Genomic DNA, 24,895 nt, shown 5'->3' with positions numbered 1-24,895 from the left:
TTTAATAAACAGCAATTAAAAATAATACCTTGCACCTATACTGATTCTTCCAAATCCTGCTTTATTAATTTTTTTATGATATCCGAGTTTTTCTCCTTCTGGTACAAGATGAATTCCTCCTCCGAACTCAAGCAGCATTGATATATGTTTGCTTACATTTATATTAAAACCCGCACCTCCGCCGACTTCCCAATAATAAGGAGAATCAAATAAAAACTTTCCGCTTTTGTCAGGATTAAATGATAAAAAACCAAAACCAAAAAAAATAAAACCATATCTGGATATGCCTATCTCTCCTGTATATTCATCATTTCCGCCAAATGCAAGCTTCTGAATAAATCCTAATTGATACATTTGCGGATTGTCATCATATATCTTTGATCCTGTTATAATAGTATAGCTTTTAATCTGGAAATTATTATATTTCATTATCTTAAAACCCAATTCCATATTCACGGTTGTTTTTATAGAGTCGGCGCTGCTGAATAATCCTATGGAAAAAAATCTATTATCTAATACGGATTGAAATCCCTTTTTATTTGTATCTTCATTATTTTCACTCGCATAAACATCATTAAATAAATAAGAAAACATAATACCCGCAGTAAAAATATATTTTAATATTTTCATATACTATCTCCAAAAATAACAAGAAAACTCTGTTTATTATAATAAAATATTAAAGTTTAGAATTCCTCTCTATTGCTTTCTTTCAAGCTCCTTATTCCCTGCGGATCTTTTATAGTTTTTATTTGAGTGAAGAAATAAAAATATTTTGCAGTAATAAGCAAAGCTATAATAATTCTGGCATATAAGTTATTAACAAAAATAAATGTTATGATAAGCATAGCACTTACAGGAATCAATATGGTAAGTTTAGATTTTAAAGTCATAGCCCTTGATTCAGCAAAGCTTTTTAAATATTTTTTATACAATTTTGTAGACATAAACCAATTATGAAATCTTTTAGAGCCTTTTGCAAAAAAGAAAGATGCAAGTAAAAGAAAAGGAGTAGTAGGCAAAATGGGCACTGCTATTCCTACTGCTCCTATGCCTATGAAAAGAAAACCTAAACATATAAATAATATTTTCATATTATACCTTTAAGAATTAATTTTTTATTTATATTAAAAATATTTAATTATGAGCTTTATTATACTATCTATAACTATGTTTTGCAATAATAAATTAAATTATTTAAATCCTATTTTGATTTACTGCTTTTTATTATAATCTCATATAAAAATTATTTATATATATTTAAATTATAAAAAAATATATATTATACAATTTTAATAATTGAAAAAAAAATTATATTGGTATATCATTGCTTTAAATAAAAAAAATGATTAAAAATAGATTTCATCGGAGGAAACATGGCTGTATCTAAGAAAAAATCAGCAGATAAATCTTCATCTAAAAAGGTGGCACAATCTGCTAAAAAAACGGTTGTTAAAAAAAATGCTGCAAGTTCTAAAAAAGCGGTAAAAACTGCAAAAGTGTCCGCATCTAAGTATTATGTATCGGAAGCTGCATTAAAAAGTGCTGATAAAGAAATATTTGCTGCAATGAAAAATGAGTATAAAAGAGAGATTAACGGTTTTGAACTTATAGCAAGCGAAAATATAGTTTCACGAGCCGTTATGGAAGCGCAGGGTTCTATATTTACCAATAAATATGCAGAGGGTTATCCGTCAAAAAGATATTACGGAGGATGCAGCGAAGTTGATGTTGTGGAAAACTTGGCTATAGAAAGGGCAAAAAAATTATTTAAAGCGCCTTTTGTAAATGTACAGCCTCATTCTGGTTCTCAGGCTAATATGGGTGTTTATATGGCAGTTCTTCAGCCGGGAGACACATGCTTAGGTCTGTCTCTGGATTCAGGCGGACATTTAACACATGGCAAAAATGTAAATTTCTCAGGAAAAATTTATAATTTTGAACATTATAATGTCAGAAAAGATACTATGCAAATAGATTATGACGAAGTGAGAGATATAGCTAAAAGAGTTAATCCTAAATTGATAGTCGCAGGAGCAAGCGCTTATCCCAGATTTATTGACTTCAAAAAATTCAGAGAAATTGCTGATGAAGTAGGCGCTATGCTGATGGTAGATATGGCGCATATTGCAGGTCTTGTAGCTGCTGGAGTTCACCCAAGCCCCATTCCCTATGCACATTTTGTTACAGGCACTACTCATAAAACTTTAAGAGGTCCCAGAGGAGGATATATTATTTCCACTGAGGAGGATTTAGCTAAAAAGGTTGATAAAACCATATTTCCTGGGATACAGGGAGGACCTTTAATGCATGTTATAGCTGCTAAAGCTGTATGCTTTAAAGAGGCATTGGATCCTAAATTTATTAAATATCAGGAACAAGTTATAAAAAATGCGGAGGCTATGGCTAATATGTTTTTAGCTAAAGGATATGAATTAATATCAGGCGGTACAGATACGCATTTAATATTAGCTGATGTAAAAAAATCTAAAGGAATCACAGGACAGACTGCCGAAGCTGTTTTAGATAAGGCTCATATAACTATTAATAAAAACGGCATACCATATGATACGGAATCTCCAATGATTACAAGCGGCATAAGATTAGGAACCCCTGCCGTTACTACCAGAGGTTTGAAAGAAAAAGATATTATGGAATTAACTCAATATATAGATGAAGTTTTAAGCAACAGCAATGATGAAAAAATAATAAATTCTATTGCTAAAAAAGTAGGTGCTTTATGCAGAAAATTTCCTATGTATAAGTTTATAGCCGATATGTAATATTTTTCAGGGGCTTCATTAATTTGAAGCCCATTTGTCAATCTGACTTAATACAAATTAATTAAATAAACTTAAAATTTCTTCCTGTGTTAAATCTTCTTCTATTATTTTTTTAAGTAAATCATCATCTCCGAGAACATCTGCCAAATCAGCTATAGCATCTTGATGACTGTCAGAATCTTCAGCCGCCAATGTAAAAAATAAATATACTTTCTTTTCAGTCTGATAAAAGTCTACGCCGTTTTTTACTTTTAATAAACTCATTCCTTTTTTTATAACGCCTTCTTCAGGTCTTGAATGAGGCATAGCAACACCATCGGTTATAACTATATAAGGTCCGTTCTTATTTACATTTTCTATAATAGAATCCACATATCTAGGTTCTATATTTTTAGTATCTAAAAGAGGCTTAGCGGCTATCCTCAAGGCTTCTTTCCAATCTTTTACACTTTCAGTAATTTGTATTTTACCATATAACATTTCTTTTAACATATTAAATCCTTAATTTTTAACTATTACTTTTATATTATATTTATATATATAAATTTCAATAATTATGATATAATAAAGATATATTTTTAAGAGTATAAAATATAAATTAGTTATTATAAAACTATATTTCTATATAATTAAATATTTCATTTATTTTATCTAAAACTATATAAGCGCCTTTTTTTAATAGTTCTTCTTTACTGTAGCTATTAGTTACTGCCGCAGATTTAATACCTGATTTTTCAGCAGCTTCAATTCCTGCTAAGCTGTCTTCAAATATTAAAACATCATCTTTTTTTAAATTATTATTATATTTTTTAAGAAGTTCAAATGCATATAAAAATAAATCTGGTTCAGGCTTAGCTTTTAATTTTTCATTAAAGCAGGAATAATCTTTAATATATTTAGATATTCCTTTTATGTCGGAATATTTTTTTACATAGTTAATATTGCTATTAGAAGCTATAACAATATCAAAGTTTTTAAATCTCTCCAATGTCTCCATAACACCGTCAAATACAATTAAATCTGTTTCAAGCAATTTATAAAAATATTTTTCTGTTTCGGTGAAAAAATTATCAGGAACATAATGTCCATCCTTTTTTAAAATATCATGAATATCATTTGTCTGCATGCCTGCAATAGATTTAAAATCAATATTTTTAAGTACATTCATTTTATCAGAAACAGCTATTAAAGATTTAGTATAAATACTTTCGCTATCAACTAATGTTCCGTCAAAATCAAATATTACAGCTTTAGGTTTTATAATACACATACAATAGTCCTTAAAATACAAAAAAATATTTATCATTTTAAAAATATAAAAACATGATATAACAATAGTACTTAAATTTCAAGGAGATTTCATTATGAAATTGGATAAAATATAAAAATATGGTACAGCCGAATATTGCCGCTTTTATAGAATGGGGATTAATAACTGCATTTTTAATTCCTACATGGTGGTTTCCAAATGAAACATTAAATGATCCCGCACTTAGATATCTGCTTCCTAACTATTAAAATAAAATTATTTACTTTAAATATAGGACATGCAATAACTGTATACTTAGGATTTATAAATAATAAAAAAACTGTATATGAATCTATAAATGACGAAAATATTAAAGATATAGTATTGGAAGCTATGATAGAAAGCGGAGCTGTTTTAATAAAAAGTCATGTATTTGAAAGAAGATGAACATAAATTCTATATACAAAAAATATTAATCAGTTTTTTAATCCTTATTTATATGTTTGATAATAAATAATATATATGTTATAATCGCAAAAACGATATATAATAAAAAAGGAGTAAATTATTATGGGATTAAGATTAGTTATTGCTAAAGATGCAAATACTGTAGGTAAAAAAGCTGCATCGGAAATCATTAATCTTTTAAAAGAAAAAAAAGATGCAGTTTTAGGACTTGCCACAGGAGGTACAGCAGAAGTTGTTTATCCTCATATTATAAAATCTTATCAGAAAAAAGAAATAGATTTTAAGAATGTCAGGACTATAAACTTAGACGAATATAGAGGCTTAGACGGAAAAAATGAACAAAGCTACAGATATTTTATGGATAATAATTTGTTCAATCATGTTAATATTAATAAAAAAAATACATTTGTTCCAAAAGGTACTGGAGATAAAGATAAAAATTTAAAAGAATTTAATGATAAACTGAATAAATACAGCAGAGATTTACAGCTTTTAGGCGTAGGTCCCAACGGACATATAGCTTTTAATGAACCAGACGATTATCTGCATGCTGATGCTTTATGCGTAAAGCTTGACGAAAAAACTATAAAAGCTAATTCAAGATACTTTGAATCGGAAAAAGATGTTCCTAAAGAAGCATTCAGTATGGGTATGGGCGGAATATTAAAGGCAAAAAAAATAGTAATAGCCGCTATAGGAAAGGGAAAAGCAGCCGCTATGAAAGAATTTCTTACAAGCGATAAAATTACAACTAAATGTCCTGTTACCTTTCTAAAGCTTCATAATGATGTAGTAGTTATTATAGATGAAGAGCTGGCTAACTCTATAGGCTTAGAAAAAAAAAGAAAGTAGAAAATAAGTAATTATATTATTTTTAAAGATGGTATATTCTGCCCTCTTTTTATATCTATAAAAATAAAATATAGGATAATTAAATATGAATAAAAAGAAAGCCGTTTTAATAGTGGCAGACAGCTGCGGAGTCGGTGCCTTGCCCGATGCCGCATCTTTCGGAGATGAAGGGACCAACACTCTTGTACATTTAGCTGAAGTTAACGGAGGAATAAGTATTCCAAATATGGAAAAAATGGGGCTTGGAAATATAGCGGATATAAAAGGAGTATGCAGAAATAATAATACAATAGGCTATTACGGAAAAGCTATGGAGGCTTCCAAATCGAAAGACACTACTACAGGACATTGGGAAATAGCGGGGCTTGTATCCGAAAAACCGTTTAATACTTATCCAAATGGTTTTCCTGAAATCACAATAAAAAAGATAGAAGAGTTTTCTAAAAGAAAGGCAGTATGCAATAAACCTTATTCAGGAACGGAAGTTATAGATTGCTATGCTGATGAGCAAATAAAAAACGGTTCTCTTATAATTTATACATCTGCAGATTCCGTACTTCAAATAGCGGCGCATGAAGAAATAATACCTATAGATGAACTTTATAGTATATGCAGAAAAAGCCTTGAAATATGCAGTGAATATTCGCCTGTGGCAAGAGTTATAGCACGTCCGTATATAGGAAATAATGGAAATTATAAAAGAACGGAAAGAAGGCATGATTATTCGATTCCTCCAAATGCAGAGACTATGCTTGACAGAATAAAAAATAAAAATCTTCCTGTTATTGGGATTGGAAAAACAAGCGATATATTTGCAGGCATAGGAATCACAGAAAACAGACAAACTAATAAAAATAATCTTGACGGCATAGAAAAAACAATAAAGGCTATTAAAGAAATTAATGAGGGATTGATATTTACAAATTTAGTAGATTTTGATATGCTTTACGGACATAGAAGAGATCCTAAAGGATATAAAAATGCTTTGGAAGAATTTGATAAATATATTCCAGAAATGATTGGGAGTTTAAATGACAATGATTTACTTATTATAACTGCAGACCATGGATGCGATCCTACTTATAAAGGCAGCGATCATACAAGAGAGTATATACCTATACTTGCTTTCGGAAAAAAATTGAGAAAGAATATAGATATAGGAATAAAAGAATCATTTTCATCAATTGCAGCTTCTATTGAAAAACATTTGCTAGGCTATACAAAACTTAAAGGCTGTTTTTTATAAAAGCTAAAATTACATTATATATTAATTATTATAAAAAAGATCCTAGTTTAATAAAAAACAGGGATCTTATTTATTGTAAAATATTTTTTATTCAAATATTACTCTAGGATTTTCATCAATATAATCAATAGATATATTATCAAGTTCTTTTATTTTTGATATTAAAGAATCTCTTATATCGTTTCCTGTCATAACTATATTTTTTCCTTTTCTTCCTATAGGGTTATTTTCATAATCAATATATCCGTCTCCTCCGTCTAGTATAAAGTCTGACAGAGCTATATTATAATATTCAGATTCGCTTATATCTTTACCGTTTAATTTTGCATATATAAAATTACCGTCGGAAGTATACTTTACCTCTACTCCTCTTGAAAATTGTAAAAATCCTCCTTTTCCTCTTTTTTCACCTGAAAGTCTTATTATATTAAGCAAATCTTTTCCGTTTAATGAAACTATTGCAACTTCATTATTAAACGGCGCAAATTCATTTTGTATATTTCCCAAAGTAATATCTCCCGACTTCAATTCGGATCTTAAATTTCCTGAATTAATTATAACCATATCCACATTTCCGTATGAATCTTTTACCAAATCGCATGCAAAATTTCCTATAGCCATAGAATTGGATCTTATTCCGTTATGCTCTAATTTTACTGGTAAAGTTCCTATTCTTACATTAAATTCCTTATTAACAGCATCTTTCATTTCATTTATAAAAGAAAGCATATCATTATCCTGCTCTATAGCATTATTCATTTCAATTAATTTATAATCTAAACTATCAACAGTACCGTTATTAACATTTAAATTAATATGTCCCAAAAAATGTCCGTAATATCCTGCCTGCACTATGGGAGTTCCGTTTACTATATCAGGCTCATACAATTGTGTATGGCTATGTCCTCCTATTATTACATCAAAAGTATTAGGCATAGACTCTGCAATTTTTTTATCTTTTTCATAGCCTACATGACTTAATAATATTGTAACATCATTTGTAGTATTAAGAGGAATTTTTTTTATAAAGTTTTTTAATGATTTTATTTCTTCTTCAAATATTATATTTTCAATATTTTTAGGATTATATACAGAATCCGATATGGTTACTCCGATAATGGCAACATTGAGTCCATTAACATTTGTAACAATATAAGGAGAAGCATAATAGCTATTATCAGATTTATTTTTTACATTTATGGAAATAGTAGGAAACTTTCTTTCTTTCATTATTTCAGTAAAATTATCAAGCCCGTAATCTGCAAAATGATTCCCTAAAGCGGCTGCATCTACTTCAATCATATTCATAATATTAACTTCATCTCTGCCTCTAAATACGGTAGAATAAACGCTTCCTGTTATAGTATCTCCTGCATGAAGAACCAGTACATTATCATCAGCAGATTTTACTTGTTTTATATAGTAGGCTCTTCTTGAAGCTCCGTACATATAATTAGTTTGCGGAGGACTTACTTCATTGTTAATTATCTTCTCTTCTTCATCTTTCGCATGGGTATCATTCATATGTATAATTGTGAGAGTTCCCGTATTCCCGGATTTTTCAGAATTGGAACATGAAAATAAGAATAAAATAAATGCAGTCAGTATAAAAATAATTTTAATTTTTTTTAGCATTTTAATTATCTCCTTAAAAATGTGCATATTGTTATAATATATTCAATTATAATCCTTATTTCAACAGCTATTATTATTTTTTATATAAAATATAAAAGTTAATAATATTTTTTAAGTTGTATATTAATTATCTCTTTTTCTCATAATCTTACGAAGAACTATAATAACGGCGCAAAGAAAAACTATAATGCCTAAAGAAACAGGTATAACCCAGCCCTTATAGGCAGAATCATTTGAAAGCACTTCATTCCATAAATCCTCTACCAATATGCCTGTATCATCTGGCAAATTTACATAAACCTCGCAGTTTTCTAATACTGCCTCATCAGGATATATTATTTTATTATTTCTTGTTTCAGGACTCATCATAGAAACGGCTCTGTTATTAGGAGAAGCATAATTGATAAAATCTATATTGGCAAAAGCTATTTCATGCTCTGATAAGAAATTAATATACATCTCTCCTAATTGAGGATCTTCCGAGTTGGAAGGTATGCATATAGAATCTACAAATAAATTAGCGCCTCTTTTTGGTATAATGAAATTCAAATTGGGATTATTATCCATCATAGTTAAAGAGTCTCCTGCATAATAAACACCTATGGCAGCCTCTTCCGATTCCATTTTATCATATATCTCATCCATTACATAAGACTGCACAAGAGGTTTTTGATCTTTTAAAATCTTTGCACATTCTCTAAGCTCAGATTCATTAGTAGTATTAAGGGAGTATCCTAAATATGCCTGAGCTATACTGAATGCATCTCTAGGATTATAGTACATAAGTATTTGACCTTTATATTTATCATTAAAAAGTATATCCCAATTTATATCCTCTTCATTTTCTGCTACTAATTTCCTGTTATAAATTATTCCAGTTACACCCCAAGTATAAGCTAAAGAATACTCGCCTGTAGGATCAAAAGGAAGATTTTTAAATCTTGCTGCTATATTTGTATGTGCAGGTATATTGTCATAATTTAATTTTCTTACCAAATTCTCTTTTATAAGTTTTTCTATCATATAGTCTGAAGGTATTATAATATCATATTGAATTCCTCCGACTTTTAATTTTACATACATTTCCTCATTTGAGGCAAAAGTGGAATAGTTAACCTTTATCCCTGTAAGCTCTTCAAAAGCTTTATTTACGTCTAAGGTACCGTCCGAACCGTCAGATATATATTCTCCCCAATTATACACATTTATAGATAAATTCCTGCCCTTATATTTATGATAATAATTAGTGTCAAATCTGCTTAAATTAACTGTCTGTCCTTTTGCGGATAATGCAATCAGCATTAAAATAAAAAAAATATTTTTTTTCATTGTTTTATATATCTCCTTTTATTGATATTATGTTAGCTTAAGCCTTTAAGACTCAAATTAAATAAATTAAAAGCTTAAACTCATTTATAATATTATAAATAATAATTTTTTATTTTATTTTATTTTTTAACTGTGTCATATACTTCTCTTTTTTTATATCTTTTAAATTCATTACAACAAGACTTACAAGCACAACTATAAATATAACTGTGGATATGGCATTTATTTCAGGGCTGACCCTCTTTCTGGTCATAGAATAAATAGTTATAGGCAGAGTCTGAGAAGTAATTCCAGAGGTAAAATAACTTACAACAAAATCATCTAATGAATATGTTAATGCCATTAAAAAACCTGCAAGTATGCCCGGAAGTATATCAGGTATTACTACTTTCCAAAAAGCTGAAGAGGGAGTGCATCCTAAATCCAGCGCAGCCTCATAAAGACTATTATCCTGCTGTCTTAATTTAGGCAGAACATTAAGTATAACATAAGGAATGTTAAAAGTAATATGAGCTAAAATTAATGTTGTAAAACCAAATTTAAGCTTGATTATTACAAATAAAAGCATTAAAGATATACCCGTTACTATCTCAGGATTAATGATAGATATATAAGTAATTCCCATAACTGCGCTTTTCATATTTTTGCTAAAACTATTAATTCCAATAGCAGCAGCCGTACCTATAATAGTGGCAAATATAGAAGATACTGCCGCAACTATTATTGTATTAAAAAAAGAATGAAGTATTAAATCATTAGAAAATAATTCTCTATACCAATTCAAAGTAAAACCTGTAAATACCCCCCTTCCTCTGGCTTTATTAAAAGAAAAGAAAATCAATATTGCTATAGGGGCATATAAAAATAAAAATATAAAAGCTATATAGCATTTTGACAATATTTTTTTTATCATAAAAACATATCCTTAACATCTTCATCTTCTTCATATATCTGATGCATAAGCATTATAGCGCACAAAGATATAACTATTAATACCAAACTTATAGCCGAACCCAAATTGGGATTATACGACATACCCAAAAACTGCATCTCTATTAAATCGCCTATAAGAATATTAGCACCGCCGCCAAGCATACGAGAAATTACAAATGTGCTTACCGCTGCAACAAATACCATTGTAACGCCTGCAGCCATTCCTGGCAAACTTAACGGAAATATTACTTTAATGAACACATTAAAGGAATTAGCTCCCAAATCCTGAGAAGCTTCTATCAGGCTTTGATGTATTTTAGTCATAATGGAATAAAGCGGAAGTATCATAAAAGGCAGATAATTATAAACCATACCTATTAATACAGCTGCCTGAGTATTAATAATTTTTATAGGAGAAAGCCCCATAAAAATGAAAACTTTATTTATAAGTCCATTATTTTCCAGTATAGTCATCCAAGCATAAGTTCTAAGTAAAAAATTCATCCACATAGGAAGCATTACAAGCATTATAAGGGCATGCTGAACTGTTTTTTCCTGTCTGGATATATAATAAGACAAAGGATAAGCAAGTATAAGACATATTAAAGTTGAAATAAAAGCAAGTATTACAGAGCGTATTATAACTGGAGTAAATCCTGTAACATTAGCAAAATTATTAAGTGTAAAACTCCCTTTATTATTTGTAAAAGCAAAATATATTATCAAAAAAAGAGGTACTAATACAAAAACTAATGTCCAAATTAAATAAGGTATTGCAGGTATTTTTGTTTTCATATAATCGCCTCTTTATATAGTTTTTTTCATAATATGAATATTTTCTTTAGATATATCAATACCTATTTCAGTACCGGCCTCCCATTTCTCTGTGGAATGTATTATCCATTTATAACCATGAGCATCTAATATCATTTCAAAATGAACGCCTTTAAATATAGCAGATTCCACTAAGCCTGATATATTTGCATTTTCAGGATTTACAACTATTATATCTTCGGGGCGTATTACAACATCAACTTTTTCAAGTTTTCTAAATCCTTTATCCACGCATTCAAACATATACCCTGCAAACTCCACAGAATAATCATCATGCATAATACCGTCTATGATATTGCTCTCTCCTATAAAATCGGCTATAAATGCATTTTTAGGTTCATTATATATATCTTCAGGCGTGCCAATCTGAAGTATTTCTCCGTCTTTCATAACAGCTACTGTATCGCTCATAGTTAATGCCTCTTCCTGATCATGGGTAACATATACAAAAGTAATTTCCAATGACTGCTGAATTTTTTTTAATTCAATTTGCATCTCTTTTCTAAGTTTTAAATCCAATGCTCCTAAAGGCTCATCAAGAAGAAGCAGTCTGGGCTTATTGATTAAAGCTCTTGCAATGGCAACTCTCTGCTGCTGACCGCCTGAAAGTCTGCTAATATTTCTATTTCCGTAATTTTCTAAATTAACCATTTTAAGCATTTGATGAACTCTTTCTTTTATTTCCGATTTGGAAACTTTTTTTAAATTAAGTCCGAATGCTATATTTTCAAAAACATTAAGATGAGGAAATAATGCATATCTTTGAAATACAGTATTTACTTCTCTTTTATACGGAGGAGTATCATTAATAATTTTTCCGTCAAAAAGAACTTTTCCTGAATTGGGTTTTATAAAGCCTGCTATAGTTCTTAATATGGTAGTTTTACCGCAGCCCGACGGGCCTAGAAGAGTTAAAAACTCCTTATCTTTTATATCTAAATTAAGATTTTCTAATATTATATTTTCATCGTAGGAAACATTAATATTTTTTAAAGATACGATAATATTATCGTTCATAAACAACTCCCTATGCGTATATTTGCAATAGCCTCCGTAAAATTACGTATATACATCTTAACGTATAAAACGCAGTTTACTCGTCGCTTACCCGCATAGGGTTTTTTTCGCTCCAGCTAATTATAATGAAACTATTAATAAGCCTTTCTTAGTCAACAGATACACCTGCTAAGAATATCTATTACTTGAGCTATTGCATACTATTTTTTATCAGGCTTTAATATAATATAAATAAAAATAATGTCAATACTATAAATAGATTTTATTATTTTAAAAAATTTTAAATATACCGTTTTTATAATTGAATATTTTTAATCAATAAAAAGCTTAATAAAAAATAATTATTACCAGAATACAATTTAATTTATATGCATTTATTAAGATATATATTTTCTGTTTCATTAGCAAAATTATATATTTTTTCTTCATCTATTACAGAAAGTTTTCATTTATTGTACCTGACTAAAATTTCAGTTCCTCCGTTAGCGGCAATTTTTAATATATCATAAGCCTCAGGTACTTTATTGCTTGAATTAAGTCTATTAATAAAATAATATATTCTCATCTATTCTAACAGATTAGGACCGTCATTGTTTCACAGCTAATCCTACAGGCGCGCTTAATTCCTGCATTTTAGGTATTTTGCATATTCCAGAACTCAATTTCATATTTGATATAGGGCAATGGGCTATTCCCATTTTTGTATCGGCTAATAGTCTTAACTCTTCATCATTGAAATGAATTATATGAGCATACCAAACATAACTTCCAAGCCAATCTAAAGATTCAATATATTCTAAAGGACTCATATTAAATTTTTCTTTTACAAATATTTTCTCATCTTTAGTTTAGCATAAATAAGTATGAAACCTCACCTTTAAATCTCTTGCCAATAAGACAGACTACTTTAATAATTCTATTGTAATATTAAAAGCTAGTGCAGCCATACTGATATAATACTTTAAACTATCATGATATTTTTCAAAAACTCTCTGATAATCTTTTAAAATATCATCTAATGACTGCAATACCTAATCAGGAGGAAGTCCTCTGTCTTTTTTACTTAAATCCATACTTCCTCTTGAAGCATACATTCTAATGCCTAAATCTTTAGCTATATAACTATAATATAATGCATCATTACCTAAATTTTTACAAATTTCATAAATATTAGTAAGCCATTCAAATAATTACATATTCTGAACCTGAGGCAAATTTATGATGAATATTTGAAATAAATAATGATTAATATTAATAAGACAAAGGTACATGAAGCAACCTAAAGCATCAATAATTTTATCAGCTTTTTTTCTATATTTACCAATATAGGTTATAATTCCGTTTTCTATTAATAAATTACTTGAATTATAAACACTGTCATTGCTGTCGCATGTAATAATAAAAGAAGCATTTTTAATAAATAGAATTGACATAAATTAAACCTCTCAGTAAATGCTATATAATAAAAAGTATAAAAGATTTTATAATTATATCAATTATTTATAGTTTTTTACTCTGAAAGAAAATAATATCTATTTTTTGAATAAATGCATATAAGGAACATTCATTATTTCCGCTAAATTTACGGCAGAAAAATTTGCTTGTTCAATATTATAATCCGCTCCATTATCAAGCAGAACTTTTACAACACTTTCAGGCTGATTTTTAATAATAGCCAGATGCAAAGGAGATACTCCTCTTTCATTAATAGCATTAACATCGGCTCCTTTTGATATTAAAGCTTCAACCACATCAGGATTATTTATCTGAACAGCTAAATGCAGACAAGTTATTTTATCATCTGAATAATTTACATCCTCTTGCGTACTTTTTTCTATAAACTCCAATAGTTTATTTATGTTATCCTGAACATCAAAATTTTCATCATTTTGTTTTTTTACAATTTTTAAAAGCAAATCATATAATTTTGATTTTTTATACAAATTAGTATTAATCGGCATTAAGTAAAACCCCTGATTTTAAGATACCTCATTATAATATAAAATTTAATTTCTTGCAATAATAAAATTTAAACAAAATATAAATAGTATATTTTATAATTGTATATACAATTTATATATAATATTTTTTACTGCAGAAGCAAAATACTGTAATCTTATATATCAAAAGCAATATTTATTTAGTGATTTAAAGACTAAATATTTGTATTCTGTTATAAAATAATAAATATCTTATAATTATTGTATAGACAGAATTAAGTATTTGCTATTTAAGAAAGCTTTTGTTTTTTATTTCCTGCTTTTTATATTCATTCCATAAATTATCCATTTCATCCAAAGACATATCTTCTAATTTTTTATTTGTCTCAATAGCTTTTTTCTCTATATAATTAAATCTTTTTCTAAACTTTTCATTAACTTTTATAAGAGAATTAAGAGGATTAATTTTATTCATTCTGGCAAAATCAAGAACTGTCATAATCAAATCTCCTATCTCCTCTTCCAAATGCTCCTTATCCTGTTCTTTATATGCTTCTTTAACTTCTGAAAACTCTTCTTCTATCTTAGCTAGAGAATCGTCAGTATTTTTATATTCAAATCCGACATTTGCCGCTTTTTTCATCATTTTATAAGATTTTTCCATTATAGGTAATGATTTTGGAATTTCATCAAGAACACTTTCAAAATATTTCCTATTATTATTCTTTTCTTCCTGTTTTATTTTATCCCATTGTTTTAATATGCCTTGAACATCTTTAACATCGCTGTTTCCAAATACATGAGGATGTCTTCTTATTAGTTTTTCATTAATATTTCTGCAAACATCATCTATATTAAAATTATTTTCATCGTTAGCAAGCTCACAAAAAAATACAATATGAAGAAGAACATCTCCGAGCTCTTCTTTAATATTATCATAATCTTTATTATTAATTGCATCTATAAGTTCATAAGCCTCTTCTAAAAAACAAGAAATCAAACTGTCAAATGTCTGCACTTTATCCCAAGCGCATCCGTTTTCTCCCCTCAAAGTTTGTATTATATGTATAAGCTCTTCAAATGATTTCATTATTACTCTCTGATTAAATTTTATTTTTATTAATTCTAGTATAATTAATCTTTTTAGGTTCAAGTATGGCATTATAGATTATTGCATTTTTTATATCAAGAGAAGAAAGCATATTATTTATATGTAGTTTATTTTCAATTTGGATAGTATCAACAGCATCGGCTGAATTATATCTTATGCTGTTAATTTTATCCATTTTAGAATTATACTTTTTCTGAAGATCTAATATTAATCTATCATTTTCAGAAGTTTCATATACATTTTTATCTTCAGTATAACGTTGTTTAATATTTTTGCGCAGTTTTTTTAATATTTCTTTCTTCATTATCATTATTTTTATAACTCTGAGCAGTTTTTTGAGTATGTATTTTCTTTTCTTTTTTTACTTTATTATCTTTATCAATTTTTTGTATTATATTAATAATAATCCATATTATTCCTATAAAAATATATACTATTAAATATGTCATGTAAAAAATCCCTATTTATTAAGATTATCATCTTCATTATTATTATTATTTTCTTTTTCAATATTCTCTTTTTTATCTTTATTGGCTCTATTATTAACTATTCTGGTAGTAATAGAATATACGGCAAGTAATATGAAACCTATAAGCAGCAGTAAATTTATATTAGACATAGAAACTCTTTTAATATCAAATTTATTATAGTTTAATATATTATTACATTAATTTCAATCTATTTTATAAAAAAAGGCGCAGTATTTAATATACCCGCCTTCTTTATATTCATTCTAGCTTGTATTACCAAGTATCTAATGGATCGTCTTGTTCTCTGTAAGTTTCTAAGTACATATCAGTCTTAGCCATTAATTGATCAAAGTAGATATAATATTTACCGTAAGAATCTTTAGGATTAACTTTAACATTTATACCCATAAAGCTAATACCCTGTTCTACCTGACCTCTAAAATCTTCCTGTTTTATACTAGCAGGAACCTGCACAGTAATATTTTTCCAACCCATAAAATTAAGAGCTTCATCGCCAATCTGCTGAGATTTTCCATTTATATCATAAATATAAAAACTCATTCTATTATTATGGTTACGCCCTGCCACCCAAACGCTTAGCTCCTTAGTATAGCCTGGAATTTTAACAGGTCTAGGAGGAGTAACAGCAAACCAAGGATAACCTGTTCTGAAATACTCTACTTTAGCACCTAAAATATATTTATTATTTTCCGCACCTTCAGCTATCACATCAGCAGGTCCTCCTTCACGGCGAATAACACTAACTATACCGTAATCTCTAGGCATAGAAGCCTGCCAAGTATTAGCAAATTCAAAATCATCAATCAGATAATTAGTTATAGCTTCTGTTACAAAATTATTACCATTTTCACCCTGATTCTGAGTAGTTTGCTCGCCTGTATTAGCCGCATCTTGGGCAAACAGCAAGAATGCAACGGTTAGAATTAACATTGCTATCAAGATACTTAATCTTTTCATATTTAGTCTTCTCCTTACTTATACCTTATTATTGCGCTTCTTGATTCTGTTCCGCAGCAGCCGCATTACCGCCTTCTCCTACTACTTGAGCTCCTACTTCCGTATATTGTTCTGAAGTTCTTCCGCCGACTTCCTGACCTAATGTAGTCTCAATATCGGAACCGTCATAAGCTTCTCTGAATGTATCTGTTACAGTTTGGAAGTAATCCAATAAAACTACAAAATTATCGGCTCTTTCCTCAGGCGAAGACCAGAAACGGAAATTCATAAATCTTAAACCTTTTGCTCTAGGAACATAAGGTTCTTCCTGAGGAATGAAAGAAGGAACCGCTGTACTCATATTCTTCCAGCCTATATATTTTATAGATCCTAAAGGCAATGTATAAGTATACCCAAGATAGTCTTCAAATATCATTTCCATAGTATAGTCGTAATTACCGCCCCATACCCATACATCAAAAGTCTGAGCTCTTCCCGGTATTACTTTTTGTACTGTTGGCACTAAGTCAAAAAAGTTATATGATTTTCTGAAAAAAGAAACACTTACAGATAATGAATTAGTTGAATTATAGCTTTGGTTACCCATACCGTATGGTTTTGTAGCGAATAATCTCATATTAGGGTATTTCATTACAACACCATTTTCATTTGTTCTATCACCTTTAAACATAAAACGGCTAGCATTTGATATAGGCTGCCATTCATCTAATGTTTCAAAATTGTAAAGCAGTCTAGTTTCCATGTAAACACTAGAAGTTTGTCCATAAACAGCAAACGAACATATGCTTATGAATAGACAAATGATTATGAGGTAGCGAGAAAAATCTCTCGTACTTCTATAGAATTTCATAGCGCACTCTCCTTAATATTTATAGCTAAGCAATTATATCCAATAACTTAGCACAATTATATTATAATCAATAAAAATTGTCAACTATAAAAATATAAAATTCTCATACTATTATATCGATATAATAATGCATGAATTTTAGAAAATATTACTGAAATTTGATTAAAAATAATATTATGATAATATATATATCAAAATTATTATAAATAAAGATAAAAAATGAGATTAAATAAATATATTTCTTCTTTAAATATAGCCAGCAGAAGAGAAGCAGATAAGCTTATTCAAAACGGGAATATTAAAATCAACGGAATAGTAATAAAAAATCCGGCAATACAGGTATTGGAAACAGATATAATTGAATGCGATATAAATAAATACAAAGAAAGCAAAATATATATAAAATTAAATAAACCCAGAGGATATGTGGTTTCAAAAAATAAAAAAGAAGGAAAGCCTATATATAAGCTTATAGAAAATTATTCAAATGATATATACCCTGTAGGAAGATTAGATAAAGACAGTTCGGGGCTTATAATATTTACAAATGACGGAATATTCAGTAAAAAAATTATAGGCGAAAATACAAAATGCGAAAAAGAATATTATGTAAAAACCGATTTAGATATTCCAGACGGAGCATTAAAAAAACTGGAGTACGGCATCTCTTTAGACGGAAAGAAATTAAAGCCTGCCGAAGTAAAAAGAATAAGCAAAAATTCATTTTATATTATTCTTACCGAAGGAAAAAACAGACAGATTAGAAGAATGTGCAGTAAAGTGGGATTTGAAGTTGTAATATTAAAAAGACTTAGAATAGCAGGTATTTTATTGAATAATCTTAAAGAAGGAGAGTTTAAAGAACTTAATAAAGAAGAAATAAACTCAATATTAAATATATAATTCTCACTATTTAATAATATAAAAAATACAATATAAATAAAATATATTATAATTCATATTAATTGACACATTAAATACTTTTTACTATACTATAGACAGCATTATACAGTTTCAAAGCATTAAAAAATTGTATTAAACAGGAGTCATTTTTTATGAATGAAAATGCAATTATAATTACATCTTTATTAATTATTTTTATTTTCTTAAATTGCAATATCAATACATAACTCACCCAATAAAAACAATACATCAGATAATAAAACGGCTAAAGAAGGAGATTCAAATAGTAATGATGAAAAATATACTCTGAATGAAACAGCAAAGCAGAGATTAAAATATATGGAAAGCGGAAGTATAAAAACAAAAAAAGTTATGAATATAGAAGAAGCTAAAATATTTTATTCAATGATAAAAATATTAAATAATTATAATGTAAATCCTCAGGTATCATTCAGAGCATTTTTAAAAGGCGAGAATAATACGGATTCTTGGAAAACTTTCAGAGATTTTTACTGCGACTTTTTAATCACGCATAAAATGGGCAGTAAAATAAATGAGCCTATTGCCGTTATAGAATATCATGGAGGCGGACATTTCGGAGACACTGAAGAGCAAAAACAAAAAGCAAAAAACAATGATTATGTAAGAGAAAAACTTTTTAATAAAATAGGATTAAAATATTTCATAATTAAAGATTATGATATAAAAATGAAATCGGGATTAATAGATACAGAAAAATTAAATTCATTTTTAAATAATATTAACAATATTATATCCGATTTCAAAGAATGCTGAATAAAAAAAATTGGATTTTACAATTATGCATGCCGTTATTTCATTTATAATTTTCGCTTTAATATTATTTTTTATAGCTAAAATAATTATCGCTTGGTTTAATAAAATGCTGTTTTTTATATCTAAAATAGGCGGCAATAAATATACTGGTTATAAAAATTATAGAAAATATTACAGAAAAAATAAATATTATAAAAGATACAGAAAAGCAAGAAAAGAAATAATACAAAATATAATGGAACAAAGACTTTCCGATATGAATGACGGCATCATAACTATAAAAAAAATTATTAATATTGAAGAGACAAAAATATTTTATTCTATATTAAATATTTTTAAAGATTACAATATCTATAAAAAAGTATCATTCAAAGCATTTTTAGACGGCGAAGAAAATACGGATGTTTGGAAAACTTTCAGAGATTTTTACTGCGATTTTTTAATAACGCATAAAAAAGGCGATAAAACAAATGAACCGTTAGCTGTAATAGAATATGACAGGACATTACATCTCAAAAATAACAGCGAAGAAATGAAAGAAAAAATTAAAAATAATTATTTTATAAAAGAAAAGCTTATAAATAAGGCTGGGCTAAAATATTTTATTATAAAAGAGGAAGATATAAAGCTGAATTATAAATTTATTGATGATAAAAAATTAGAATATTATTTATACAATATTTTAAACTCATTAAAAAATGTTAAGCAAAATTAATTAAAGATTTTTATGATTTAGATTTTATTTATCATAAAGAAAATAATATTTTACCATTTTCTGTATTAGCGCTTGCAACTAATACTTTAAGCCTGTCTCCAAGCTCATAAGTTTTTATCTTATTAATATAAACGCTTTGCATATCCTGATAAAATCTATAATCTGCACCTATATAAAAAGATTCTATAAATCCTTCTATCTCCAAACCCTCTATTGCAACATATATTCCTTTGTGAGATATGGAGCTTATAACTCCGTAATATTCCTCTCCGAGTCTGTCTTTCATATATCTTGCCGCTTTTATTTGAATAATATATCTTTCAGCTTTTCTTGAGTTTTTATCTAAAAAAGACAAACTTTCAACGGAGTTTCTGCTGATTTCTTTCAATTTTTCATCTATAGTATCCTTATTTGATAATATGGTATCTTTAACAATTCTATGTATAAGCAAATCTGCATATCTTCTTATAGGAGAAGTAAAATAAGTATAATTATCAAAACCTAAGCCGAAATGACTTTTATTTATTATGCTGTATGAAGATGGAGTCATTGAACGAAGCAAAACTGATATCAGCAGATTCTCTTCAGGCTTTCCTTTTATATTATCAATAAAGCCTTTTATATCATAGCTGTTATCCTTAAACTGTTTTAAATCATACCCTTTATTATGAGCCAATATCTTAAAATTATTAAATCTATACTCATCAGGAAGTCCATGACAGCGGTATATAACCCCGTCATAATCCGACAATTTTTCAGCTATTTCGCTATTTGCAAGAATCATTAATTCTTCAACTATTGACATCGATTCTTTCTTAACTTCAGCGCAAAATTCTATGGGAATACCGTCATCATTTAATACTATCTTTATATCATTATTATCAAATTCAATTCCCCTGCCCTCCATTCTTTTTTTACGCAAAATATTCTTTATGCTCAAAGCATTATCAAGCAGCTCTGAAAGCCAATCTTCATCTTTTTCTTCTTTTTTTATAAGCTTTTCGGCATAATTATAAGACAGCTTTCTGTCAGACTTTATAATGCTTTTACACACGGAAGAAGATAAAATTTCTCCTTTATTATCCATATATACAATAATAGTCAAAGCAAATCTGTCAGCATTTTCATTCAAAGAAATTATATTATTAGATAAAATTTCAGGAAACATATTATAGACTTTATCTATAAGATAAACTGAGTTTCCTCTTTTTCTAGCCTCCAAATCTAAAGGAGAATTAAACTCTATAAAATGACTTACATCTGAAATATGTATATAAACTTTATAATTATTATCATCTGTTTTTTCTATGCTAAATGCATCATCCAAATCTTTTGATGCTTCGCTGTCTATAGTTATAGTTTTAATATTTCTAAAATCCTGCCTATCGCTTTCTATATTTTCAAAATAACATTTATTACTTATTTCTTCTGCTGATTTCAATAATTCGTTTGCAAAATCAAATTTTATATTATAAGCCTTAGCTATAATACTGCTGTCAGTTTTGGCATCTTTAGAATTGACATTTACTCTTATTAATTTTGAAGTTTTTACAGCCTCTTCTTTTCCCTCTAATCTGTTAATATACTGTCTTCCCTCTTTAGTAACTCTAAGCAGATTACCATCCGTTTTTTGAATATATCCGCTGCTTATGGCTTTTCTTATTAAATTTGCAAGAGATGTTTTTTCTAAAGCAGTACTTGAATTAAATTTTATAAATATATTATAATCTATTTGATTTTTCATTAATTTTTTTATTAGCTCTTCCTCTGTTATCATAAAATCCTCTTAAAAATACTTAAAAATAATATATACTCTTTTTTAAGTTATTTCAAACTGATAAATATAAAACCATAATAATAATTGCTTTTTTAATTGCTGCTGTATAGTTATTTTTAATTTTTTATATTATAATATTTCAAAAATATTTTTAAAGAAGAAACTGCTGTTTATGAAAGAAAATATAATAATATCTAATTTAATTAAAATATATGAACACTACGGATATAAAAAAATTAAATTAAGCAAATTTGAAGATTATAATTTATATAATAATTACAGAGATTTTATTCAGACGGAGCATATATTAACATTTATGAATTTAAATGGAAATCTGCAGTCGCTTAGACCAGATACTACATTATCAATAGTTAAAAAAGTTTTGAAAGATGATGAGAAATATACAAAAAAGATTTACTATATAGAAGATATTTATAAAATAGATAATGTTTCAAATGAATATGAGGAAATACAGCAGATAGGCGTTGAAATAATAGGAAATTTAAACACATATACAAATTTAGAAATTATAAGCATGGCAATAGACAGTTTAAAATCTATAAATAATGAATATATACTTGAAATATCAAGCATAGATTTTATGTTTGCTTTAATAGATGAGCTTAATTTAGATGAGAATAAAAAACTTGAGATGCTTAATTTCATATACAGTAAAAATAAACATGATCTAGAAAAAGAACTTATATTAAATAATATAGATGATAAATACAAAAACGCCATAATATCATTAATAGATTTATCTGGAAATTATAAAGAAGCATTAGATAAAATAAAATATATAATTATAAACGATAAAATGCAAAAAGCTTATGAAGAATTAGAAAGTTTATGCGGTGTTTTTGAAAACTATGATAATTTAAGCAGAATATTATTAGACTTCTCCATAGAAAGCAAACTCGGATATTATAACGGAATAATATTTAAAGGATATATAAAAGGCTTAAACAATGCTGTTTTATCAGGAGGAAGATACGATAAGCTTCTTGCAAAATTTAACGCTCATACTTCAAATGATAAAAATAAAAAAAATGCAATAGGTTTTGCCGTATATACGGATAAACTTTACAGGCAAAATACTTTAAAAAATGAATACGATTTTGATGTATTGATACTTTATAAAAGCGGAGATGAAAAAAAATTATTAAGACAAGTACAAAATTTTATAAAAGAAAATAAGAAAGTGAGAGTGGATATATATAATGAAAACAGCGTCAGAGAATTTAATTGTAAAGAAAAATACATATTTGAAAATAATAATCTAAATCTATAAACTATCAATAATAAATTAATGTTTTTTATTATCAAACAATACTATTCTTGTAACTGTAGGATTAAGTTTTACAACAGTACCGTCATCAAGCTTATGTTCCAATGAGATAGTTTTAGAGTTTTGCATTTTTTTTATTTTTTTATTTGACATATAATATCTCCATATTTTAAAAGTATATAAATCATGTTCAAATTGTCAAGGAAATATGAATAAATATTATTTTATTAAATTATTTTTACAAATTATATTAAATTAAAAGAATAATAATTTAAATCAATGATTATATTCAAATAACTTTAATTATTTTATACAGCAATAAAACAATAAGAATAGATATATAATATTTTTTTAATTATGTTATAATTATATATAAATTAAAATGTTAGGCTTACAAATATATAAAAAATAGATTTAATTAAAGGCATTATGTAATGAAAAAATGGCAGGAAGTAAAACTTGGTGATATAGTATATTTTAATCCTTCAGAAAAACTAATAAAAGGCAATTATTATAAAAAAATATCTATGGATTGCTTACTGCCTCATACCAGAAAAATAAACAGATATAAAATAAATATATTTAACGGAGGTTCAAAATTTAGAAACGGCGATACTTTAATGGCTAGAATTACACCATGTTTAGAAAACGGCAAAACTGCTCAAGTGTCAATTTTAGAAAAAAATGAGGTTGGTTTCGGTTCTACAGAATTTATTGTATTAAGAGGAAAGGAAAATATCACTTACAACGATTTTATATATTATCTTTTCAATACAGACTATATCAGAAATACTGCAATTAAATCAATGACAGGAACATCGGGACGGCAAAGAGTTGAGGAAAATGTTTTAAAAAATATTATTATAAAACTTCCGTCACTCCCCGAACAGCAGAAAATCGCCTCCTTCCTCACTTCCGCCGATGAACTAATCGACGCAGAGCGCCGCAAACTTGAAGCATTAAAGAAATATAAAAAAGGCTTAATGCAGAAACTGTTTCCAAGAGACGGCGAAAAAGTACCCGAAATGCGCTTCCCCGAATTCCAAACAGCAGGCGAATGGGAAGAAAAAAAATTGGAAGAACTTTGCAGTATAAAAAAAGGAGAACAAAAAAATAAATTAGATTTAATTGAAAATGGTAAATATCCTGTATTAAACGGCGGTGTAACTTTTTCTGGTTATTGTAATTCATATAATAGAGAAGCAAATACAATAGCTATAAGTGAAGGTGGTTCTTGCGGATATGTTAATTTTATAAAAACTAAATTTTGGTCTAGTGGGCATTGCTATACATTACATGATGCAAGTATAGATACTTTATTTTTATATCAATGTTTAAAACATAATGAAAATAGAATAATGAAATTAGGAATAGGAACAGGAATAAAAAATATACCATTATCATATATAAAAGAATTTTCAATACAAACATCAAAGTCTATTAAAGAACAGCAGAAAATTTCAGAAGTATTGAGCACCGCCGATGAACTAATCGACGCAGAGCGCCGCAAACTTGAAGCATTAAAGAAATATAAGAAAGGCTTAATGCAGAAATTATTCCCGAGCAGGTAGCCGCCTACTTGGCGGGATAATTTATTATCTTGGGTTTTAAAGGCGGGTACAGCAGAAATAAGAAGTTCTGAAAATATAACAAATCATTCAGAAGACTAGCAATAATAAAAAAAGATACAAAATAATAAAATATAATCCCATCAGCAGAAAA

At 27.8% G+C, this 24,895-nt stretch carries 28 protein-coding genes and 1 pseudogene; 10 read left to right on the top strand and 19 right to left on the bottom strand.

What is annotated here, in order from left to right; all coding sequences use genetic code 11:
• Nucleotides 1-15: 15 nt before the first annotated feature.
• Nucleotides 16-630, bottom strand: a complete 615-nt coding sequence (locus QZ306_RS03800; protein WP_295161277.1) for a hypothetical protein — start codon at nucleotides 628-630, stop codon at nucleotides 16-18.
• 56 nt (nucleotides 631-686) lie between these two features.
• Nucleotides 687-1,094 carry a YbaN family protein gene (locus QZ306_RS03795; protein ID WP_295161274.1) on the bottom strand — a complete coding sequence of 136 codons (408 nt, stop codon included), beginning with the start codon at nucleotides 1,092-1,094 and terminating at the stop codon, nucleotides 687-689.
• Between the two features lie 282 nt (nucleotides 1,095-1,376).
• Here QZ306_RS03795 and glyA point away from each other — a divergent pair, with 282 nt between their 5' ends.
• Nucleotides 1,377-2,783 (top strand): serine hydroxymethyltransferase, encoded by a 1,407-nt coding sequence (gene glyA, locus QZ306_RS03790; RefSeq protein WP_295161271.1) that lies wholly within the window; start codon nucleotides 1,377-1,379, stop codon nucleotides 2,781-2,783.
• 57 nt (nucleotides 2,784-2,840) lie between these two features.
• Here glyA and QZ306_RS03785 read toward each other — a convergent pair whose 3' ends face one another.
• Together QZ306_RS03785 and QZ306_RS03780 are read right to left on the bottom strand one after the other, a co-directional pair.
• Complete coding sequence (locus QZ306_RS03785; RefSeq protein ID WP_295161268.1) at nucleotides 2,841-3,275, bottom strand: PTS sugar transporter subunit IIA; 435 nt, start codon at nucleotides 3,273-3,275, stop codon at nucleotides 2,841-2,843.
• Nucleotides 3,276-3,396: 121 nt separating this feature from the next.
• The gene (locus QZ306_RS03780) at nucleotides 3,397-4,053 is read right to left on the bottom strand and encodes an HAD family phosphatase (RefSeq protein ID WP_295161265.1); all 657 of its coding nucleotides are present in this window, start codon (nucleotides 4,051-4,053) and stop codon (nucleotides 3,397-3,399) included.
• A gap of 119 nt (nucleotides 4,054-4,172) precedes the next feature.
• Between QZ306_RS03780 and QZ306_RS03775 the strand changes: the two genes are divergently transcribed.
• From QZ306_RS03775 to QZ306_RS03760, 4 genes are all read left to right on the top strand, one after another.
• Nucleotides 4,173-4,301, top strand: coding sequence for a hypothetical protein (locus QZ306_RS03775; protein ID WP_295161262.1), 129 nt, complete (start codon nucleotides 4,173-4,175; stop codon nucleotides 4,299-4,301).
• Nucleotides 4,264-4,479 (top strand): hypothetical protein, encoded by a 216-nt coding sequence (locus QZ306_RS03770; RefSeq protein WP_295161259.1) that lies wholly within the window; start codon nucleotides 4,264-4,266, stop codon nucleotides 4,477-4,479. Before QZ306_RS03775 ends, QZ306_RS03770 begins: the two co-directional genes overlap by 38 nt.
• A 123-nt stretch (nucleotides 4,480-4,602) precedes the next feature.
• Nucleotides 4,603-5,352 (top strand): glucosamine-6-phosphate deaminase, encoded by a 750-nt coding sequence (locus tag QZ306_RS03765; RefSeq protein WP_295161257.1) that lies wholly within the window; start codon nucleotides 4,603-4,605, stop codon nucleotides 5,350-5,352.
• A gap of 85 nt (nucleotides 5,353-5,437) precedes the next feature.
• On the top strand, nucleotides 5,438-6,598 hold the full coding sequence (locus QZ306_RS03760) for a phosphopentomutase (protein ID WP_295161254.1): 1,161 nt from the start codon (nucleotides 5,438-5,440) through the stop codon (nucleotides 6,596-6,598).
• An 87-nt stretch (nucleotides 6,599-6,685) separates the two neighbouring features.
• On the opposite strand, the gene QZ306_RS03755 is transcribed toward QZ306_RS03760, so the two are convergent.
• The 13 genes and pseudogenes from QZ306_RS03755 to QZ306_RS03690 form a co-directional block, all read right to left on the bottom strand.
• Nucleotides 6,686-8,233, bottom strand: a complete 1,548-nt coding sequence (locus QZ306_RS03755; protein WP_295161252.1) for a bifunctional UDP-sugar hydrolase/5'-nucleotidase — start codon at nucleotides 8,231-8,233, stop codon at nucleotides 6,686-6,688.
• A gap of 123 nt (nucleotides 8,234-8,356) precedes the next feature.
• On the bottom strand, nucleotides 8,357-9,562 hold the full coding sequence (locus tag QZ306_RS03750) for an ABC transporter substrate-binding protein (protein ID WP_295161249.1): 1,206 nt from the start codon (nucleotides 9,560-9,562) through the stop codon (nucleotides 8,357-8,359).
• A gap of 109 nt (nucleotides 9,563-9,671) precedes the next feature.
• Entirely contained in the window at nucleotides 9,672-10,475 is an 804-nt protein-coding gene (locus QZ306_RS03745; protein ID WP_295161246.1) for an ABC transporter permease, read from the bottom strand.
• Nucleotides 10,472-11,290 (bottom strand): ABC transporter permease, encoded by an 819-nt coding sequence (locus QZ306_RS03740; protein WP_295161243.1) that lies wholly within the window; start codon nucleotides 11,288-11,290, stop codon nucleotides 10,472-10,474. Before QZ306_RS03740 ends, QZ306_RS03745 begins: the two co-directional genes overlap by 4 nt.
• Nucleotides 11,291-11,302: 12 nt before the next feature.
• Nucleotides 11,303-12,346 carry an ABC transporter ATP-binding protein gene (locus QZ306_RS03735; RefSeq protein ID WP_295161241.1) on the bottom strand — a complete coding sequence of 348 codons (1,044 nt, stop codon included), beginning with the start codon at nucleotides 12,344-12,346 and terminating at the stop codon, nucleotides 11,303-11,305.
• Nucleotides 12,347-12,710: 364 nt separating this feature from the next.
• A pseudogene (locus QZ306_RS10650) lies at nucleotides 12,711-13,779 on the bottom strand (amidohydrolase family protein).
• A 99-nt stretch (nucleotides 13,780-13,878) separates the two neighbouring features.
• On the bottom strand, nucleotides 13,879-14,307 hold the full coding sequence (locus QZ306_RS03720; RefSeq protein ID WP_295161233.1) for an ankyrin repeat domain-containing protein: 429 nt from the start codon (nucleotides 14,305-14,307) through the stop codon (nucleotides 13,879-13,881).
• Between the two features lie 265 nt (nucleotides 14,308-14,572).
• A complete protein-coding gene (gene mazG / locus QZ306_RS03715) occupies nucleotides 14,573-15,376 on the bottom strand; it encodes a nucleoside triphosphate pyrophosphohydrolase (protein ID WP_295161230.1) in 804 nt (267 codons plus the stop codon).
• 13 nt (nucleotides 15,377-15,389) lie between these two features.
• On the bottom strand, nucleotides 15,390-15,707 hold the full coding sequence (locus QZ306_RS03710) for a hypothetical protein (protein WP_295161227.1): 318 nt from the start codon (nucleotides 15,705-15,707) through the stop codon (nucleotides 15,390-15,392).
• Nucleotides 15,661-15,846, bottom strand: coding sequence for a hypothetical protein (locus QZ306_RS03705; RefSeq protein ID WP_295161226.1), 186 nt, complete (start codon nucleotides 15,844-15,846; stop codon nucleotides 15,661-15,663). The genes QZ306_RS03710 and QZ306_RS03705 overlap by 47 nt, the downstream gene beginning before the upstream one ends.
• 11 nt (nucleotides 15,847-15,857) lie before the next feature.
• Nucleotides 15,858-16,016 (bottom strand): hypothetical protein, encoded by a 159-nt coding sequence (locus QZ306_RS03700; protein WP_295161223.1) that lies wholly within the window; start codon nucleotides 16,014-16,016, stop codon nucleotides 15,858-15,860.
• Nucleotides 16,017-16,140: 124 nt separating this feature from the next.
• Complete coding sequence (locus QZ306_RS03695) at nucleotides 16,141-16,845, bottom strand: flagellar filament outer layer protein FlaA (protein WP_295161220.1); 705 nt, start codon at nucleotides 16,843-16,845, stop codon at nucleotides 16,141-16,143.
• Nucleotides 16,846-16,873: 28 nt separating this feature from the next.
• The gene (locus QZ306_RS03690; protein WP_295161679.1) at nucleotides 16,874-17,587 is read right to left on the bottom strand and encodes a flagellar filament outer layer protein FlaA; all 714 of its coding nucleotides are present in this window, start codon (nucleotides 17,585-17,587) and stop codon (nucleotides 16,874-16,876) included.
• Between the two features lie 327 nt (nucleotides 17,588-17,914).
• On the opposite strand from QZ306_RS03690, the gene QZ306_RS03685 reads away from it, so the two are divergent.
• From QZ306_RS03685 to QZ306_RS03675, 3 genes are all read left to right on the top strand, one after another.
• Nucleotides 17,915-18,598: a pseudouridine synthase gene (locus QZ306_RS03685; RefSeq protein WP_295161218.1), complete on the top strand. Its 684-nt coding sequence runs from the start codon at nucleotides 17,915-17,917 to the stop codon at nucleotides 18,596-18,598.
• 339 nt (nucleotides 18,599-18,937) lie between these two features.
• Nucleotides 18,938-19,393 carry a DUF2726 domain-containing protein gene (locus QZ306_RS03680; protein WP_295161215.1) on the top strand — a complete coding sequence of 152 codons (456 nt, stop codon included), beginning with the start codon at nucleotides 18,938-18,940 and terminating at the stop codon, nucleotides 19,391-19,393.
• Nucleotides 19,394-19,418: 25 nt separating this feature from the next.
• On the top strand, nucleotides 19,419-20,108 hold the full coding sequence (locus tag QZ306_RS03675; RefSeq protein WP_295161212.1) for a DUF2726 domain-containing protein: 690 nt from the start codon (nucleotides 19,419-19,421) through the stop codon (nucleotides 20,106-20,108).
• Nucleotides 20,109-20,139: 31 nt separating this feature from the next.
• On the opposite strand, the gene QZ306_RS03670 is transcribed toward QZ306_RS03675, so the two are convergent.
• Nucleotides 20,140-21,885, bottom strand: coding sequence for a ribonuclease R family protein (locus tag QZ306_RS03670; RefSeq protein ID WP_295161209.1), 1,746 nt, complete (start codon nucleotides 21,883-21,885; stop codon nucleotides 20,140-20,142).
• 172 nt (nucleotides 21,886-22,057) lie between these two features.
• Between QZ306_RS03670 and QZ306_RS03665 the strand changes: the two genes are divergently transcribed.
• Nucleotides 22,058-23,176, top strand: a complete 1,119-nt coding sequence (locus tag QZ306_RS03665; RefSeq protein ID WP_295161206.1) for an ATP phosphoribosyltransferase regulatory subunit — start codon at nucleotides 22,058-22,060, stop codon at nucleotides 23,174-23,176.
• Nucleotides 23,177-23,191: 15 nt separating this feature from the next.
• Here the strand turns inward: QZ306_RS03665 and QZ306_RS03660 are convergent, their stop codons facing one another.
• Nucleotides 23,192-23,326, bottom strand: coding sequence for a hypothetical protein (locus QZ306_RS03660; RefSeq protein WP_295161205.1), 135 nt, complete (start codon nucleotides 23,324-23,326; stop codon nucleotides 23,192-23,194).
• A gap of 281 nt (nucleotides 23,327-23,607) precedes the next feature.
• On the opposite strand from QZ306_RS03660, the gene QZ306_RS03655 reads away from it, so the two are divergent.
• Nucleotides 23,608-24,744, top strand: a complete 1,137-nt coding sequence (locus QZ306_RS03655) for a restriction endonuclease subunit S (RefSeq protein ID WP_295161202.1) — start codon at nucleotides 23,608-23,610, stop codon at nucleotides 24,742-24,744.
• Nucleotides 24,745-24,895 lie beyond the last annotated feature (151 nt).

The organism is uncultured Brachyspira sp., assembly GCF_910588665.1.
GTDB lineage: Bacteria > Spirochaetota > Brachyspiria > Brachyspirales > Brachyspiraceae > Brachyspira.
Note: the sequence above shows the minus strand (reverse complement) of the source record. Positions and strands in the feature narration are given on the sequence as shown.

Bases quoted from the DNA above. Each gene is read 5' to 3' on its own strand.
- QZ306_RS03800 (WP_295161277.1), bottom strand. From the start codon at position 630: ATGAAAATATTAAAATATATTTTTACTGCGGGTATTATGTTTTCTTAT.
- QZ306_RS03795 (WP_295161274.1), bottom strand. From the start codon at position 1,094: ATGAAAATATTATTTATATGTTTAGGTTTTCTTTTCATAGGCATAGGA.
- glyA (WP_295161271.1), top strand. From the start codon at position 1,377: ATGGCTGTATCTAAGAAAAAATCAGCAGATAAATCTTCATCTAAAAAG.
- QZ306_RS03785 (WP_295161268.1), bottom strand. From the start codon at position 3,275: ATGTTAAAAGAAATGTTATATGGTAAAATACAAATTACTGAAAGTGTA.
- QZ306_RS03780 (WP_295161265.1), bottom strand. From the start codon at position 4,053: ATGTGTATTATAAAACCTAAAGCTGTAATATTTGATTTTGACGGAACA.
- QZ306_RS03775 (WP_295161262.1), top strand. From the start codon at position 4,173: ATGGTACAGCCGAATATTGCCGCTTTTATAGAATGGGGATTAATAACT.
- QZ306_RS03770 (WP_295161259.1), top strand. From the start codon at position 4,264: ATGATCCCGCACTTAGATATCTGCTTCCTAACTATTAAAATAAAATTA.
- QZ306_RS03765 (WP_295161257.1), top strand. From the start codon at position 4,603: ATGGGATTAAGATTAGTTATTGCTAAAGATGCAAATACTGTAGGTAAA.
- QZ306_RS03760 (WP_295161254.1), top strand. From the start codon at position 5,438: ATGAATAAAAAGAAAGCCGTTTTAATAGTGGCAGACAGCTGCGGAGTC.
- QZ306_RS03755 (WP_295161252.1), bottom strand. From the start codon at position 8,233: ATGCTAAAAAAAATTAAAATTATTTTTATACTGACTGCATTTATTTTA.
- QZ306_RS03750 (WP_295161249.1), bottom strand. From the start codon at position 9,562: ATGAAAAAAAATATTTTTTTTATTTTAATGCTGATTGCATTATCCGCA.
- QZ306_RS03745 (WP_295161246.1), bottom strand. From the start codon at position 10,475: ATGATAAAAAAAATATTGTCAAAATGCTATATAGCTTTTATATTTTTA.
- QZ306_RS03740 (WP_295161243.1), bottom strand. From the start codon at position 11,290: ATGAAAACAAAAATACCTGCAATACCTTATTTAATTTGGACATTAGTT.
- QZ306_RS03735 (WP_295161241.1), bottom strand. From the start codon at position 12,346: ATGAACGATAATATTATCGTATCTTTAAAAAATATTAATGTTTCCTAC.
- QZ306_RS03720 (WP_295161233.1), bottom strand. From the start codon at position 14,307: ATGCCGATTAATACTAATTTGTATAAAAAATCAAAATTATATGATTTG.
- mazG (WP_295161230.1), bottom strand. From the start codon at position 15,376: ATGAAATCATTTGAAGAGCTTATACATATAATACAAACTTTGAGGGGA.
- QZ306_RS03710 (WP_295161227.1), bottom strand. From the start codon at position 15,707: ATGATAATGAAGAAAGAAATATTAAAAAAACTGCGCAAAAATATTAAA.
- QZ306_RS03705 (WP_295161226.1), bottom strand. From the start codon at position 15,846: ATGACATATTTAATAGTATATATTTTTATAGGAATAATATGGATTATT.
- QZ306_RS03700 (WP_295161223.1), bottom strand. From the start codon at position 16,016: ATGTCTAATATAAATTTACTGCTGCTTATAGGTTTCATATTACTTGCC.
- QZ306_RS03695 (WP_295161220.1), bottom strand. From the start codon at position 16,845: ATGAAAAGATTAAGTATCTTGATAGCAATGTTAATTCTAACCGTTGCA.
- QZ306_RS03690 (WP_295161679.1), bottom strand. From the start codon at position 17,587: ATGGAAACTAGACTGCTTTACAATTTTGAAACATTAGATGAATGGCAG.
- QZ306_RS03685 (WP_295161218.1), top strand. From the start codon at position 17,915: ATGAGATTAAATAAATATATTTCTTCTTTAAATATAGCCAGCAGAAGA.
- QZ306_RS03680 (WP_295161215.1), top strand. From the start codon at position 18,938: ATGGAAAGCGGAAGTATAAAAACAAAAAAAGTTATGAATATAGAAGAA.
- QZ306_RS03675 (WP_295161212.1), top strand. From the start codon at position 19,419: ATGCATGCCGTTATTTCATTTATAATTTTCGCTTTAATATTATTTTTT.
- QZ306_RS03670 (WP_295161209.1), bottom strand. From the start codon at position 21,885: ATGATAACAGAGGAAGAGCTAATAAAAAAATTAATGAAAAATCAAATA.
- QZ306_RS03665 (WP_295161206.1), top strand. From the start codon at position 22,058: ATGAAAGAAAATATAATAATATCTAATTTAATTAAAATATATGAACAC.
- QZ306_RS03660 (WP_295161205.1), bottom strand. From the start codon at position 23,326: ATGTCAAATAAAAAAATAAAAAAAATGCAAAACTCTAAAACTATCTCA.
- QZ306_RS03655 (WP_295161202.1), top strand. From the start codon at position 23,608: ATGAAAAAATGGCAGGAAGTAAAACTTGGTGATATAGTATATTTTAAT.